10 protein-coding genes and 1 tRNA gene are annotated in these 13,770 nt (G+C 41.4%); all 11 read right to left on the bottom strand.

What is annotated here, in order from left to right:
• Positions 1-780, bottom strand: coding sequence for a hypothetical protein (locus JOC74_RS19790; protein WP_053602238.1), 780 nt, complete (start codon positions 778-780; stop codon positions 1-3).
• A gap of 100 nt (positions 781-880) precedes the next feature.
• Positions 881-2,050 (bottom strand): sporulation protein YhbH, encoded by a 1,170-nt coding sequence (yhbH, locus tag JOC74_RS19785; RefSeq protein ID WP_053602237.1) that lies wholly within the window; start codon positions 2,048-2,050, stop codon positions 881-883.
• Between the two features lie 228 nt (positions 2,051-2,278).
• Positions 2,279-5,311 (bottom strand): efflux RND transporter permease subunit, encoded by a 3,033-nt coding sequence (locus JOC74_RS19780; protein ID WP_053602236.1) that lies wholly within the window; start codon positions 5,309-5,311, stop codon positions 2,279-2,281.
• A gap of 673 nt (positions 5,312-5,984) precedes the next feature.
• On the bottom strand, positions 5,985-7,880 hold the full coding sequence (locus JOC74_RS19775; RefSeq protein ID WP_053602235.1) for an ATP-dependent protease PrkA: 1,896 nt from the start codon (positions 7,878-7,880) through the stop codon (positions 5,985-5,987).
• Between the two features lie 333 nt (positions 7,881-8,213).
• Positions 8,214-8,696, bottom strand: a complete 483-nt coding sequence (gene trmL / locus JOC74_RS19770; RefSeq protein ID WP_098945281.1) for a tRNA (uridine(34)/cytosine(34)/5-carboxymethylaminomethyluridine(34)-2'-O)-methyltransferase TrmL — start codon at positions 8,694-8,696, stop codon at positions 8,214-8,216.
• Between the two features lie 41 nt (positions 8,697-8,737).
• Entirely contained in the window at positions 8,738-9,637 is a 900-nt protein-coding gene (locus JOC74_RS19765) for an amidase domain-containing protein (RefSeq protein ID WP_053602234.1), read from the bottom strand.
• A gap of 37 nt (positions 9,638-9,674) precedes the next feature.
• Entirely contained in the window at positions 9,675-10,826 is a 1,152-nt protein-coding gene (gene queG / locus JOC74_RS19760) for a tRNA epoxyqueuosine(34) reductase QueG (RefSeq protein ID WP_053602233.1), read from the bottom strand.
• A gap of 89 nt (positions 10,827-10,915) precedes the next feature.
• Positions 10,916-10,989 (bottom strand) — tRNA-Gly (locus tag JOC74_RS19755).
• Between the two features lie 151 nt (positions 10,990-11,140).
• A complete protein-coding gene (locus JOC74_RS19750) occupies positions 11,141-11,770 on the bottom strand; it encodes a YgaN family protein (RefSeq protein ID WP_053602232.1) in 630 nt (209 codons plus the stop codon).
• 74 nt (positions 11,771-11,844) lie between these two features.
• Positions 11,845-12,420 (bottom strand): YgaN family protein, encoded by a 576-nt coding sequence (locus JOC74_RS19745; protein ID WP_053602231.1) that lies wholly within the window; start codon positions 12,418-12,420, stop codon positions 11,845-11,847.
• A gap of 188 nt (positions 12,421-12,608) precedes the next feature.
• Positions 12,609-13,754: an FMNH2-dependent alkanesulfonate monooxygenase gene (gene ssuD / locus JOC74_RS19740; RefSeq protein ID WP_053602230.1), complete on the bottom strand. Its 1,146-nt coding sequence runs from the start codon at positions 13,752-13,754 to the stop codon at positions 12,609-12,611.
• Between the last annotated feature and the right edge of the window lie 16 nt (positions 13,755-13,770).

Genomic DNA, 13,770 nt, shown 5'->3' with positions numbered 1-13,770 from the left:
TCACACCTCAACGTGCTTATTTAAAAGCCTGCAGGATACATAGAGCAGAATGACACTTAAGAGAACATAATAAATAATCGGAATAACGGAAAACTTTACTGTCATAACATCCATCGACCATCCGGAATTCTTTTCATAAAGAAAGGCAAAGTTTGTTTTGATTGGGATCACCCACTGATCAAACAGCGATAATTTTTTCGAAACATGAGCAAGAAGCGATTCCGTCATATTGTAGAGAATGAAAAGAACTAAAATAATCAGCGCTCTAACTTTTTTTAAGATCGGAAATTTTTTCAGTGATGAATAAATCGACCAATAAAAGATAACCCAAATCATCAACATGATAGATCCTGTTAAAACTGCTAAATTGATCAACAACATGTCATTTATCGTAACGATACCGTTATCGATGATTTTCGGATTAACAAAGAATGTAATTACGAACCAATTCTGCAAAAATAAAAGGATTTGTGAAAGGATCTGGCAAATAAAAGTAACCGTCATTTTTGACAAAACCAATATGTAACTGCTTTGCGGATTATGCAGCCATAGCTGGCTTTTCCCTTCCTTTTGCAGCTGGTAATACATCAAACACGCTGAAAAAAAGCTTTGGATTATAAGAGACGTCACGATAAAGCCAACCATCGCTAATGGTTCATTTATATATTTGGAAAATCCGTAGAATAAAGCCAAAAGGATGAACGAGGCAGCGATCCATAAAACTAAGGCAGATCGTGCCATCTTGAAATCCTTTCGGACGAGCCCTCGAAAAGCAATCAAGCAAAAACCTCCTAACAATCATGTACTAGTGTTCTATTTAGATAGTACACTAGTACACAAAAAATGGCAAGAAAAAATCCTTCTTACTTGAAGGACTTTTTTAAGCAAGCTTCGCGGCTTCTTCTTTATAAAAAAAGCTTTTTAACGCTTGGAACACATCGGATTTTTGTTTTAGGATATAGTATTTGAATTTTTCATCATTTATATTTTTATAGGCCGACATGAGAGTTGAATGGCGGTTATACTGATTGACTTCGCCGTAGCAAAACAGATTGGTTTTTTTCATAAGCTCGTTGACAAGCTTGACGCACCTGGCATTATCTGATGTTAAGTTATCCCCATCCGAGAAATGAAACGGGTAAATGTTGTATCTGGCCGGATCGTATTTTTGATCTATGATTTCTAATGATTTTCTATAAACGGAAGAACAAATCGTACCTCCGCTTTCTCCCTTTGAAAAGAAATCCTCCTCAGGAACAACCTTAGCCTCTGTGTGGTGAGCAATAAATTCTATTTCTACCGTTTCGTACTTTGTTCTAAGAAATCTGGTCATCCAGAAAAAGAAGCTTCTGGCCATATACTTTTCCCATACACCCATACTTCCACTTGTATCCATCATCGCGAGAACGACGGCTTTTGAATCAGGCTTTACAATTTCGTTCCACGTCTTATATTTGAGATCTTCAGGATAAATCGGATAAAACGAGCGATTACCCGTCATTGCGTTTCTCTTAAAAGCGGAAAGCATCGTACGTTTCTTATCAATGTTTCCAGTTAACCCCGTCTTGCGAATATCATTAAATTCTATATCTTCAACAACAATATTGTCTCTTTCTTTTTGCTGCAAATTCGGGAGCTCCATCTCTCTGAAAAGAGCCTCCTCTAAATCCATTAGCGACACTTCGGCTTCATAGTAATCTTCGCCTGATTGATCTCCTGCCCCTGATCCTTTTCCGGCACCCTGCTTTTTCTCTGCACCGTCACGTGCCACCACATCACCAATCTGACTATCCCCATCACCCTGCCCGACATGTTTGTTTTTGTCATAGTTGTATCTGATTTTATACTCATCAAGTGAACGAATTGGAATTTTTACGACGTCTCTTCCGTTGGACATGATAATGCTTTCCTCTGTCACCAAATCAGGCAGATTGTTTTTTATAGCTTCCTGAACTTTTTCCTGGTGACGTATTTGATCATCGTAGCCTTTACGATGGAGGGACCAGTCTTCTTGGGAAATTGCAAAATGGCCATTATCTTCATGGGTCATGATTTCCCCTCCCTTTGCACCCTTTTTTGGTAGTTATACATACGTATTCCAGTTCACTGCTTTATATGAAACAAGTTATGAGAAATATTTATTTTTTATCTTATGCAAAAGTGGAATACTGTTGACAAACAATTTAGACAATAGGACAAATTATGCTTTTGTCCGAAAAAGCAAAAAAATGCAGCTCATGCCTTAATGCTGCATGAGTTGCATTTATAAATCGTTCTTTTATATACTGATTCTTGTTTTCGTTTCTTCAAGCGCTTTTCGCTCACGTTTTGACTTTTTGAAATACAGCAGTTCATAAATTACTGGAACGACTATAAGCGTTAATACGGTCGACACGCCAAGTCCTCCGATAACAACAACCGCCAGGCTTCCTGAGACGAGATTTCCAGATTCAGATTCTTTGAACAGTAACGGAAGCATCGCACAGATTGTGGCAACTGCTGTCATGATAATCGGCCGCATACGTACTGACGCAGCTTCTACCAATGAATCTCGAATGCTCATGCTCTCCTCATTTTGCTTCACACGGTCAAGCAATACAATTGCATTGGTCACGACTACTCCGATTAGCATCAAAGCCCCTAATAGCGATGTCACATCGACCGGAATTCTCGTAATAATCAAAGCAAGTATCGCACCGATCGCAGCGAGCGGCAACGAGAAAAGAATAGCTATTGGCGTACGAATCGTTTTAAAGGTTACGACCATGATGACAAATACGATTGCGATCGAAGCCAACATCGTAATAAACATATCGCTGAAATCGCTCGATTGATCTGCGCTTGCCCCGCCGACAAGCACTTCCGTATCATCAGGGAGATCGATCCCTTCTTCTGTATTATTGCCAAAGATGGCTGTTGAAATTTCTGCCGAGATATCAGAAACCTGTTTTGGATCAACATTTGCTGTAACTCTTACATATTGTTCGTTGTCCTTATGATAGATATTAGTCGGTTCTTCTTCTTTGGTTAAGGTTGCGATATCAGATATGGACGCCATACCCGTTTGAGTAGCAACCGGCAGATCTGCCAGGTCTTTTTCTGTTTTCGGATCGAATAGCGGCTCTACTTTTACGTCCGCTTGCTGGTCATTCACTTCTACTGTCCCGATTGGTGTTTGATTGAGAAGCGTACCTGCTTGCTGAACGACTTGGTCCGTTGTCGTTGCACCCGGTTTTACGGCAAATGAATAGACCGTCTTTTGATCCTCCTGATTTGAAGTTACTTTTTCGATTCCTTCAATCCCATCTATCTTGTCTTTAATCGTAAGCGCAACCTCTGACAGAGTCTCTGGATCGTCTCCGAGTACATCAACCGTAATCTCTGTTTGCCCTCCGCCCATCATGGAAGCTCCTGTAGCACTAAGCTGTGCTTCCGGGTATTGATCTTTTTCATCCGTAATGTTTTGCAAAAATTTCTCTTCATCCGTTCCTTCTTTTAAGGTCACCATAAATTGCGCTTGAGTTGGTGAACTGATTTGACCATACGATGCAGAGTCATCTGAATTACCCAGTTGAAGATAAGCATGTTCTACTCCTTCTTGCTCCAAGATATGCTTCTCAAGAGTCAAAGCGCCATCCTTTACATCCTCAATTGGTACTTCGTTTGGATAATCGAGAGTAGCTACCACGTAGTCATTTTTTGTCTTTGCTATAGAACCTTTCGGAAGAACCATATAGGCGCCGATCGAACCGGCAAACAAGACGAAAGCAGTTCCAAGGACAATCAGTTTATGACTTAACGACCAGGTCAAAAAACTTCCGAATCGTTTGGACGGTATGTGCTCTTTCAGTTTGCTGTTTTTTAATAAACCCGCACTCATCAAAGGAACGACCGTCAATGCCACGAGCAGGGACGCAAGCAGTGAATAGGTAATAGTCAAGGCAAATGGGAGAAGCAAGTCCTGTAGTCCTCCGTTGACTAACCCCATCGGCAAAAATACTGCTACAGTTGTTAAGGTTGATGCTGTAATGGCACTCCCTACTTCTTTTGTCGCGTCGATGATCATGGAAACTGAAAATTTTTCATTCTGCGACTTTCTAAAAATATTTTCAATAACAACGATACTATCATCTACGAGCCTTCCGACGGCAACTGCCACTCCGCCTAGGGTAAGAATATTAAGCGTGACACCCGAGACGGACAAAAGAAACAGAGTAAGTCCGAGAGATAAAGGGATCGACACGATCGTAATGAATGTAGATTTAAGATTTCGCAGAAAGATCATAATAACAATAGTAGCGAATAGAGCTCCAAGAAGCACTTCATTCATCATGCTGTGAACAGACGACTCAACCGTATCGGCAGTTTCCAAAATTACATTCGATTGCAGCTCGCCTTTATTATCTTCATTGATTTTATCACTTAATTCGTTTACTTTATGACTGACTGTAACAGCATTCGACTGACTGTCTTTTGTTACGACTAAGATTAGTCCGCCCTCGCCATTAATCCTTGTGAGCGAATCTTCCGGCTTTTTGATTTCAACGTTAGCTATATTCTTTAATGGCACTGATGGTACAATTTCAGCATTCTTTAATTCATCAATATTATTTACCTGCCCTACTACTTTTACATTCGTCGATCTTCCATCGATATTTTTTTCACCAATGGAAGCGTTTAGGTTCTGGCCTTGTAAAAGCGTCATGATTTGCTCAACCGATACATTGCTTTCCTTCATTTTTGTTTCGTCTAAAGTAACAGAAACATAGTCTTCAGCCACACCCATCGTTTGAACAGATGCAACACCCTCTATGTCCTTAAAAAGAGGAACGATTTCTTCTTCGGATTTTTTAATGTTTTCGCTTGTCAGACTGCCTTCAAACGATAAAGATACATATGAGACAGGGATCATTGATGTATTTAATTGAGAAATTGTAGGTTTAGACACATTCTGTGGAAGGGTCAATGCATTTAACAGATCCTCCACCTCAGCTTTAGCTTCCTTCATGTCCGTTTTTGCTTCCAGATGTACCTGTACATTTGAAAAGGAATCACCAGAGGTAGATAAAATATTCGTTTTGCCTTTTACACTGTCCAGGGCCTGCTCGATCGGATCGGTAACTTCACTCTCCATCGTATTTGCGTCCATTCCCTGTCCTGTAGTAATGACAGAAACCATCGGCATATCGGTTGAAGGGAAAAATTCCATCGGCAGCCGTATGTAACTGATGATCCCCATGACGAGAATGATAATTCCCATAATCCAGACAGCCGCCTTGTTTTTAAATGACCATTTTGTAATCCATGACATTATTGCTTACTCCTTCCAATTAAAAAATTTTTAGGTGAATTTAGTTTATGAATCCTTTATTACCCATCTAACTATAGCTAATTAAAATTTAAGACAACATTAGTTTCAGGCTGATTTTAGATCGGTCTAAAGTCGTATCTTTAATAACAGGACAATAAAAATCCCGCACCTTGTGTGCGGGATTTGACCGAGAATATACGGGGAGATTGGACTTTCGCGAGGTTTTAGGACTAGTTTGGGGATTATTCGACCCGAACTCAGTTTTATTCGGCCCACCTTCTAATTTATTGTGACCAATTGAGAAATAATTGCGACAAATCTTGCGTTTTTTCTGTCCTGGCTCGAAATCACCGAAAAAAAGTGGCACTTCTATACTTTGAACAATTTTTCTGACGATGCGCCCTCTCTTCAGACAGGCTGTCCTCCGGTTGGCACACTTTTGTGACTGGCCCTGTGATTAATTCGACCCGGTTTGGAATTTATTCGGCCCACCTTCTAATTTTTTGCGACCACTAGAGTGATTATTGCGACCAGATCGTATTATTTCAGTCCTAGCTCCTGAAAAATTTATTCCGAGTTGCTCGCTTTCTATACGTTATAAAGCCCTGCCCGTATTTCCCCCCCAAAAAAAACGACTCACGGCATCACATACCTTGAGTCACTACTATACAAATTATCGATTTAGCAAGCTTCCGACATATTTTAATAGTTCATTTGCGCTTGTGGAATTATAGCCGTGCTCGTCTATGAGCCTTGCGACAACTTCGTTTACTTTCTTCAGCTGCTGTTCATCAGGTGTTTTCGTTGAGGTTGTGATTTTAACCACATCTTTTAAGTCGGCAAATAGCTTTTTCTGAATCGCTTCTCTCAGTCTTTCATGAGAGTTGTAATCGAATCGTTTTCCTTTTCTCGCATAGGCGGAAATACGAATCAGGATTTCTTCGCGGAAGGCTTTTTTCGCATTTTCGGAAATGCCGATTTGTTCCTCTATTGATCTCATTAGTTTTTCATCCGGGTTCATTTCTTCACCGGTTAGAGGATCTCTTAATTTATTTTTGTTGCAATAGGCTTCCACGTTATCCAGATAATTGTCCATTAACGTTTTGGCGGATTCCTCATAGGAGTAGACAAACGCTTTTTGAACCTCTTTTTTCGCAATGTCGTCGTATTCTTTTCTAGCGGTCGAAATAAAATTCAAATAGCGGTCTCGTTCCTCTGTGGAAATGGAAGGATGCTGCTCGAGCCCATCCTTCAAAGATCGCAGCACGTCAAGCGCATTAATCGATTCCATATTTTTTCTGATGATCGTGGAGGATATGCGGTTAATGACATACCTCGGATCAATCCCCTTCATGCCTTCATCATTGTATTCCTTCTTCAAATCTTCCACGTCTACTGAGTTAAAGCCTTCTACGCTTTCTCCATCATACAGTCGCATTTTTTTCACAAGATTGATGTCCGACCGTTTCGGATCCTTCAGGCGAGTCATGATCGAAAACATCGCGGCAACCTTCAGTGTATGCGGTGCAATGTGAACCTCTTTCACGTCACTTTCTGAAATCATTTTTTCATAAATCCGTTCCTCTTCAGACACCTTTAAGTTATAAGGAACAGGCATAACGATAATTCTTGAATGGAGCGCCTCGTTCTTTTTATTGCTGATGAAGGAGCGATATTCCGTTTCATTCGTATGGGCTACAATCAGTTCATCTGCAGAGATTAAAGCGAATCTTCCCGCTTTAAAATTTCCTTCCTGAGTCAGGGAAAGCAGGTGCCAGAGAAATTTTTCATCACACTTTAGCATCTCCTGAAATTCCATCATTCCTCTGTTTGCTTTATTGAGCTCACCGTCAAATCGATAAGCGCGCGGATCCGATTCGGATCCGTACTCGGCGATCGTTGAAAAGTCGATACTGCCTGTCAGATCGGCAATATCCTGTGATTTTGGATCGGACGGGCTGAACGTGCCAATTCCTATCCGTTTATCTTCCGAAAAGAAAATGCGTTCCACTCGGACATCTTCAATCCTTCCGCCGTACTCCTCTTCCAAGCGCATTAAATTAAGCGGTGACAAATTCCCTTGGATTCTGATTCCGTACTCTTGGTAAAAATCCTCACGCAAATGCTGCGGGATTAAATGAAGCGGATCTTCGTGCATCGGGCAGCCCTTAATTGCGTATACCGCACCTTGTTCTGTGAGGGAGTAAGCCTCAAGCCCTCTTTTCAGTATCGTTACCAAGGTTGATTTTCCGCCGCTGACCGGACCCATAAGCAGCAATATTCTTTTTCTGACGTCCAAACGTTTGGCAGCGGGATGGAAATACTCTTCGACAAGCCGTTCCAGCGATTCTTCAAGACCAAAAAGCTCCCGATCAAAAAAAGTATACGTTTTTTTCCCGGTCCTTTCTTCGATTCCATGGTCTTTTATCATATTATAAACTCGCGAATGAGCAGATTGAGCGACTATCGGGTTTTCCTTGATAATTTCCAGATAATCAGCGAAGGTGCCTTCCCATTTCAGACGCTGCTCCTCTTCCCTATACTGCTCGATCTTCTTTAAAATATCCATAAGGACCTCCCTCATCTTGATTGATGCAAGTACTAATCTAGGTACTAATACAATCTATGCGAAGGTGTCTTCTTACATGCTAACGAAAGAACGCCCTTCTTTCCAAAAAGAGGGTTGTCCATTGACAAGACTGAAAGATAGGCTTCATAATTAAAGTAATTCAAGCTCAGAAATCGCTTGATGACAAGGGGGAAAAAGATGCGTACAGTCATAATGATGGGAGTTATACTAACGTTTCTGGTCTCTATCTTTACAGCTGGGTACGACAGCATGCCAGGCAGAAAAGTGAAATAAGGGGTAAAAAAAGGATCTCATGGAGCGAGATCCTTTTTTCTATATCAAATCGTTGTAGTTTTGCTGCCGCAACGCTTCATATATTAAGATTGCAGCCGTATTGGACAGGTTAAGCGACCTTACATGTTCCGTCATCGGCAGGCGCAGGCAGCGCTCCATATTGTTTTCAATTATTTCCTTTGGTAAACCGTTCGTCTCTCTTCCAAAAACGAAGAAATAATCGGTGGACGAATCCTCGTAGCTGAAGGAAGTATGGGGTTTTTGACCGAACTTCGTAATAAAGAAAAACTGCCCATTCTTATTTGCTTCAAATAATTCGTTAAGAGAGTCATGATACACAATATTTACAAACTTCCAGTAATCGAGTCCCGCTCTCTTAAGCATTTTGTCATCTGTTGAGAAGCCGAGCGGCCTGATCAGATGAAGCGTTGTATTCGTTGCCGCGCAAGTACGCGCAATATTTCCTGTATTGGCAGGAATCTCTGGTTGGTATAAAACCACATGCAGTGCCAAAATCTTCACCTCTGTTCTAATTGAGTAAACCGCCATCCATTATACCACTTTTACTTCTTCGACGTATCATCAATGATTTTGTAAAAGGTATATTTAATGGATGGTGTGTAGGCGGTTGAGTCCTCATACGACCAGTACCTCATCCGCGAATCATACGTTTGGGCGTTGACAAGCGGCATGCCCATCTTATCTTTTGCTACGACAATTGTCGTGTGGTTATATCTTCCGTCCCCTTCAAAGTCATAGCATATGACATCCCCTAGAGACAGATCTTCGGGTGATGACGTTTTTTCCGCCCTGAGCCCTGCCTTCGATCTGCCAAGAAAGCTTTTCATGGAGTGGGCAACGGTCCAGCTGTAGCTCCACGAATGGTTTTGCATCCACCAGCCGCTTCCCCGATTCGGATATCCTCTCATCGGCGCACTTCCTGCATGCAGACATTGTGAAATAAAGTTTGTGCAATTATCGTCAAAATTTTTATAGGCTGAATTTCGCTTATTCCACCATTTTTCTGCGTACTGGACAGCAGCAAGACGATCATACGTAAATGCCCGGCCGAGATCGTTTCTGCTGAAGTCTGCCATGACCATACCATCACTACGTAACGGTTGATGAAATGGTATTTCAACTTTCGAATCGTTTATCAGCATTTGGCCATAGAATAAAGCAGTTCTTTCTTCTATTTGTTCTTCTATATATAAATGATCTTTATCATTACAAAGATATTCGCTGTGAACTTTATATCTCACGTGATTAGACCCGTCGTCATCAAACTTGCTTTCCCCGAGCTTCACTTTCATCTTCGCTTTTACGATTTGTACCTGACGCTTTTGAAAGAGCTGTTTTTTTCGCTCCAGCTCATCAAAAATTGGATCTATCGTTCTTGCATTCTTTTCATTTAATAAATAGGAAAGACGATCTCGCAGAGTCCTTTCAATAAACTCCTTCAAGTACTGTCACCACCATACGTTTTTATATTAACGTATGTCAGGACTGGCTTGATTTAGTATTCATTGCCATTTTTAAACCCTTTTCAATTTCTTTCTTTGCCTCTTCGTCCCCTTCAGCCATCCACGCTTCATTTAGTTGGTTCGTATAATCTTCGCCGCCTATTTTGCCAATTGCCCAGGCAGCCGTGCCGCGAATGACAGGTCGGGGATCATTTTTCAGTAAAGAAGCAAGTTCCGGAAGAGCGGTTATATCCTTGTAGTGGGCTAATGCGATAATCGAGTTTCGCTGAATCGGTTTTTTCCCTCTCCACGAACCGGAAATATCCCCGAACTTCTCTTTGAATTCTCTATTGCTAATCGTTAACAAAGGTTTTAGCCGCGGCTTAACCACTTCAGGATCCGGCTCCATTTCTGGATGCAAATGAAAATCCTTACCTTTGTTTTCAGGACAGATCGTTTGGCATGTATCACATCCATACAGCCGATTGCCGATTTTGCTTCTGAATTCCTCCGGCAGAAAACCTTTTGTTTGAGTGAGAAAGGCAATACAACGCTTAGCATTTAGCTGTCCGCCTTGAATCAGGGCACCTGTCGGGCATACATCGACACATTTGTTGCACGTTCCACATTTGTCCTCGATTGGCGTATCCGGCTCGAAAGGAATATTCGTGATCATTTCACCAAGGTATACGTAGGAACCAAATTCAGGAGTAATGATCGCACAGTTTTTTCCCGACCAGCCGATTCCAGCTCGTTCTGCGACGGCCCGATCTGATAGCTCCCCCGTATCTACCATTGATTTTGTTCGGATATCCTCACGCTTTTCTCGAAGATATTCTTCCAATTTTGAAAGCTTTTCTCGTAATACGTGGTGATAATCCTTTCCCCAGGAGGCTCTGCAAAAAATCCCTCTGCGATCCGTCCTCGTTCCTCTTGGTGCGTTTTTCATTTTCGAAGGATAAGCAAGTGCAATGGCAATAATCGATCTCGCTTTTGGAAGCAGCAGATCCGGATTTGTCCGTTTTTCGATATCTCGTTCTTCAAAGCCGGACTCATATTGAAGGGCTTGCTGCGTAATCAGCCGCTGTTTTAAGCTTTCAAACGTATCTGCACTGGCAAATCCGATTTTATCAATGCCGATTTGATGAGCATACTCGATAACCTCTTGCTTTAGCTTGGTAACATCCATTTTTGCAAAACCTCCTTTCAAGTGAACATAGTAAAAAACGCAATGCTTCGTTATCTAAGAACGAAACACTGCGTTGCACACGATATGTATGGAGCGGGTGATGAGAATCGAACTCACGACATCAGCTTGGAAGGCTGAGGTTTTACCACTAAACTACACCCGCGGAGTCTAGAGCCTTTCCTTTCCGGTTCGACTTAATCTATAATACATCGTTATAAAACGATCGTCAATAGAAGAATGAAAAATTTTGTCGAAAAATATCTTGTTTCATTTTCTATCATCATCATTGCCATTTCGAGAGACGTATATACGTGTCAATCTGCTTTCACATAAAAGAGTATTACATGATCGTTTTTGATTAAATTGTTTTTGTTATCGTCGGTAATAGCACCCGTAAAATCTGTATCGTCTGAGTAACTATTTATATTGCAACCAATTAAAACCGGTTCTCCTAGAGGAATACTGCTTGGAAACTCAGCAAAACTGCTCATTCCGCTTGAGAGCGTATCAGATTCGAAGGTATCTAGATTCACGGATTTGGTCATTGCAGAGCCTTCATTATCAATCAACCCCATTTTTATTGTCTTCTTTATAGTTTCGAAATCATTTGTCTCATTCTCTTCTAATATAAAAAGAGTTCGCAGCCCTTTTGGCTTCTTTTTCTTAAAAAGATCAAGCTCTGGACCTTCGTATTTTTGAGTTATGTTTCCATCTTGATATTCCTCAACGTACATTCTAATACTATTAATTTCATTAGTTAATCCCGTTATCGTGGCTGAAAAATATTGTTCCCCAGCAAGATTAATCAATTCTCTTTCGCTGTCAGGGTACTCAGTCCATTTAATTTGGTTTTTTACACCAGAACAGGCAGTAAGGATTGCGGTTAAAAGAATACATATGTGTATTGCTATGATTTGTTTTCTTTTATTAAAAAAGGTTGCCAAGCCGATCTCCCCTGATTCTATGAAAAAAATTATCCTTCATTTAATTTGCCATAACATAATACAGAATCGCTTCATCATGGTTGGTTGATTAATTCTTCTATATTAGAATGAGTAACTTCACCTGATATTTCAATTTCTTCACTATCTTTCATTGTACAGCCAATAAGAACAGGCTCTCCTATCGTAATAGACTTTGGCACAGTACCAGAGGCATTCTCGACATGCTCAAAATACTCATTACCTTCTATTCTTTCTGTACCTTTAGTAGCTACCCCACGGTTGTTGTTTAAACCCATTTTTATTACTGTTGCTCCTGGCATAGCCGAGACATCCTCTTCCAAAATAAAAATGGCTCGTAATCCTTTCACATCCTTTTTCTCGCGAAGGAGATTCAGGTCTGCTCCACCGCCATACTTTGTTAAAAGCTTTCCATTTTCATAATGCTCCGCATACAAGCCTATATAGTATACTTCATCTGTTAATCCAGTAAGTGTTGCAGAAAAATATTGATCCGCCGTTACCTCCAATAGCGCCTTTTCATTTCTTGTAAACTCAGTTATTTTTATTTGGTTCGCTTCCCCGCAAGACGCAAGCAGAAGGAATAATAATAAACTGCTTGATATATAGATACATTTTTTTGCTAAAATCAACTAGGATCCTCCTGAGGTAATTTCTTAGATTTATAATATTATGAAAATTATACCTAATTTACAATAATAAATCTGTATTTGTCGAAAAATTTGTACAAAAAAAGGCTGACTTGCAGACTTTTAACGCCAGCTAAGTCAACCTTACTAAACCTTAATTGTGCACTTATTCATTTTTCCGACACGCAACTTTAAATCGATACTTTCTTCTTGTCAGGAAATTTTTGTTCTGCGATGACTTCCCCTGTGAGCTTGTGTCTGATTTGAGCGGCGAATGCTTCTCCCTTTTTAAATGGAAGGAGCGGAAAAACAAGCTCGGCAAATTGATAGGCTTCTTCGAGGTGAGGATAGCCTGATAAGATAAAGGATTCGATGCCAAGATCCTTGTATTCAAGGATACGGTCTGCCACAGTTTCCGGGTCGCCGACTAAGGCTGTGCCTGCTCCTCCCCTAACGAGTCCGATTCCTGCCCAAAGATTGGGGCTGATTTCAAGCTTTGTTCGGTCTCCTTGATGCAGCGCGGCCATTCTGTGCTGACCGACCGAATCCGTACTGAGGAGGGCTTTCTGGGAAGCTTTGATAGTTTTTTCATCCAGATGACTGATCAATTTGTCCGCTGCCTGCCATGCTTCCTTTTCTGTCTCTCTTACAATGACATGAAGCCTGATCCCGAATCGAATCGATCTCCCCTCTTTTTCAGCCTGTTCACGAACGGACTGAATTTTCTCCTTGACCTGCTCGGGCGGCTCTCCCCAAGTTAAGTAGACATCTGTATGCTTCGCAGCTACCTTTTGTCCTGCTGCGGAAGATCCGCCAAAATAAATAGGCGGATGAGGCGTCTGGACGGGAGGAAATAGAAGCTTGCCATCATTGATATTTACATGTTTTCCATTGTATGTGACCGTTTCGCCTGAAAGCAGCGACCGCCAAATATCAAGAAATTCGTCCGCCGCCTCGTATCGTTCATCGTGATCCAAAAATAACCCGTCGCCTTCCAGCTCCTTTGAATTGCCGCCTGCAACGACGTTGATCAAGACCCTTCCTTCTGAAATGCGATCAAGCGTAGCAGCCATCCTTGCAGCTACAGAAGGCTGCATCAAGCCGGGTCTGACTGCAACAAGAAATTTCAGGTTTCTTGTTTCCGCTGCTAAAGCACCCGCGGTCAACCACGGATCTTCACACGTTCTGCCAGTTGGAATTAATGCCCCGGTATATCCAAGCCGGTCTGCAGCTTGAGCGACTTGCTTCAGATAGGTGTAGTCTGTAGTTCTTCCTCTATGAGATGTACCCAAATATTGTCCGTCACCATGCGTAGGAATAAACCAAAGAATTTCCAAACTCTTTCTCCCCTCT

The sequence above is a fragment of the Bacillus capparidis genome, assembly GCF_017832095.1.
Classification (GTDB): domain Bacteria; phylum Bacillota; class Bacilli; order Bacillales; family Bacillaceae; genus Bacillus; species Bacillus gobiensis.
The sequence above is the reverse complement of the archived record's forward strand: the minus strand, read 5'-3'. Positions and strand labels throughout refer to the sequence as shown.

Bases quoted from the DNA above. Each gene is read 5' to 3' on its own strand.
- yhbH (WP_053602237.1), bottom strand. From the start codon at position 2,050: ATGACCCATGAAGATAATGGCCATTTTGCAATTTCCCAAGAAGACTGG.
- JOC74_RS19780 (WP_053602236.1), bottom strand. From the start codon at position 5,311: ATGTCATGGATTACAAAATGGTCATTTAAAAACAAGGCGGCTGTCTGG.
- JOC74_RS19775 (WP_053602235.1), bottom strand. From the start codon at position 7,880: ATGGATATTTTAAAGAAGATCGAGCAGTATAGGGAAGAGGAGCAGCGT.
- queG (WP_053602233.1), bottom strand. From the start codon at position 10,826: ATGGATGTTACCAAGCTAAAGCAAGAGGTTATCGAGTATGCTCATCAA.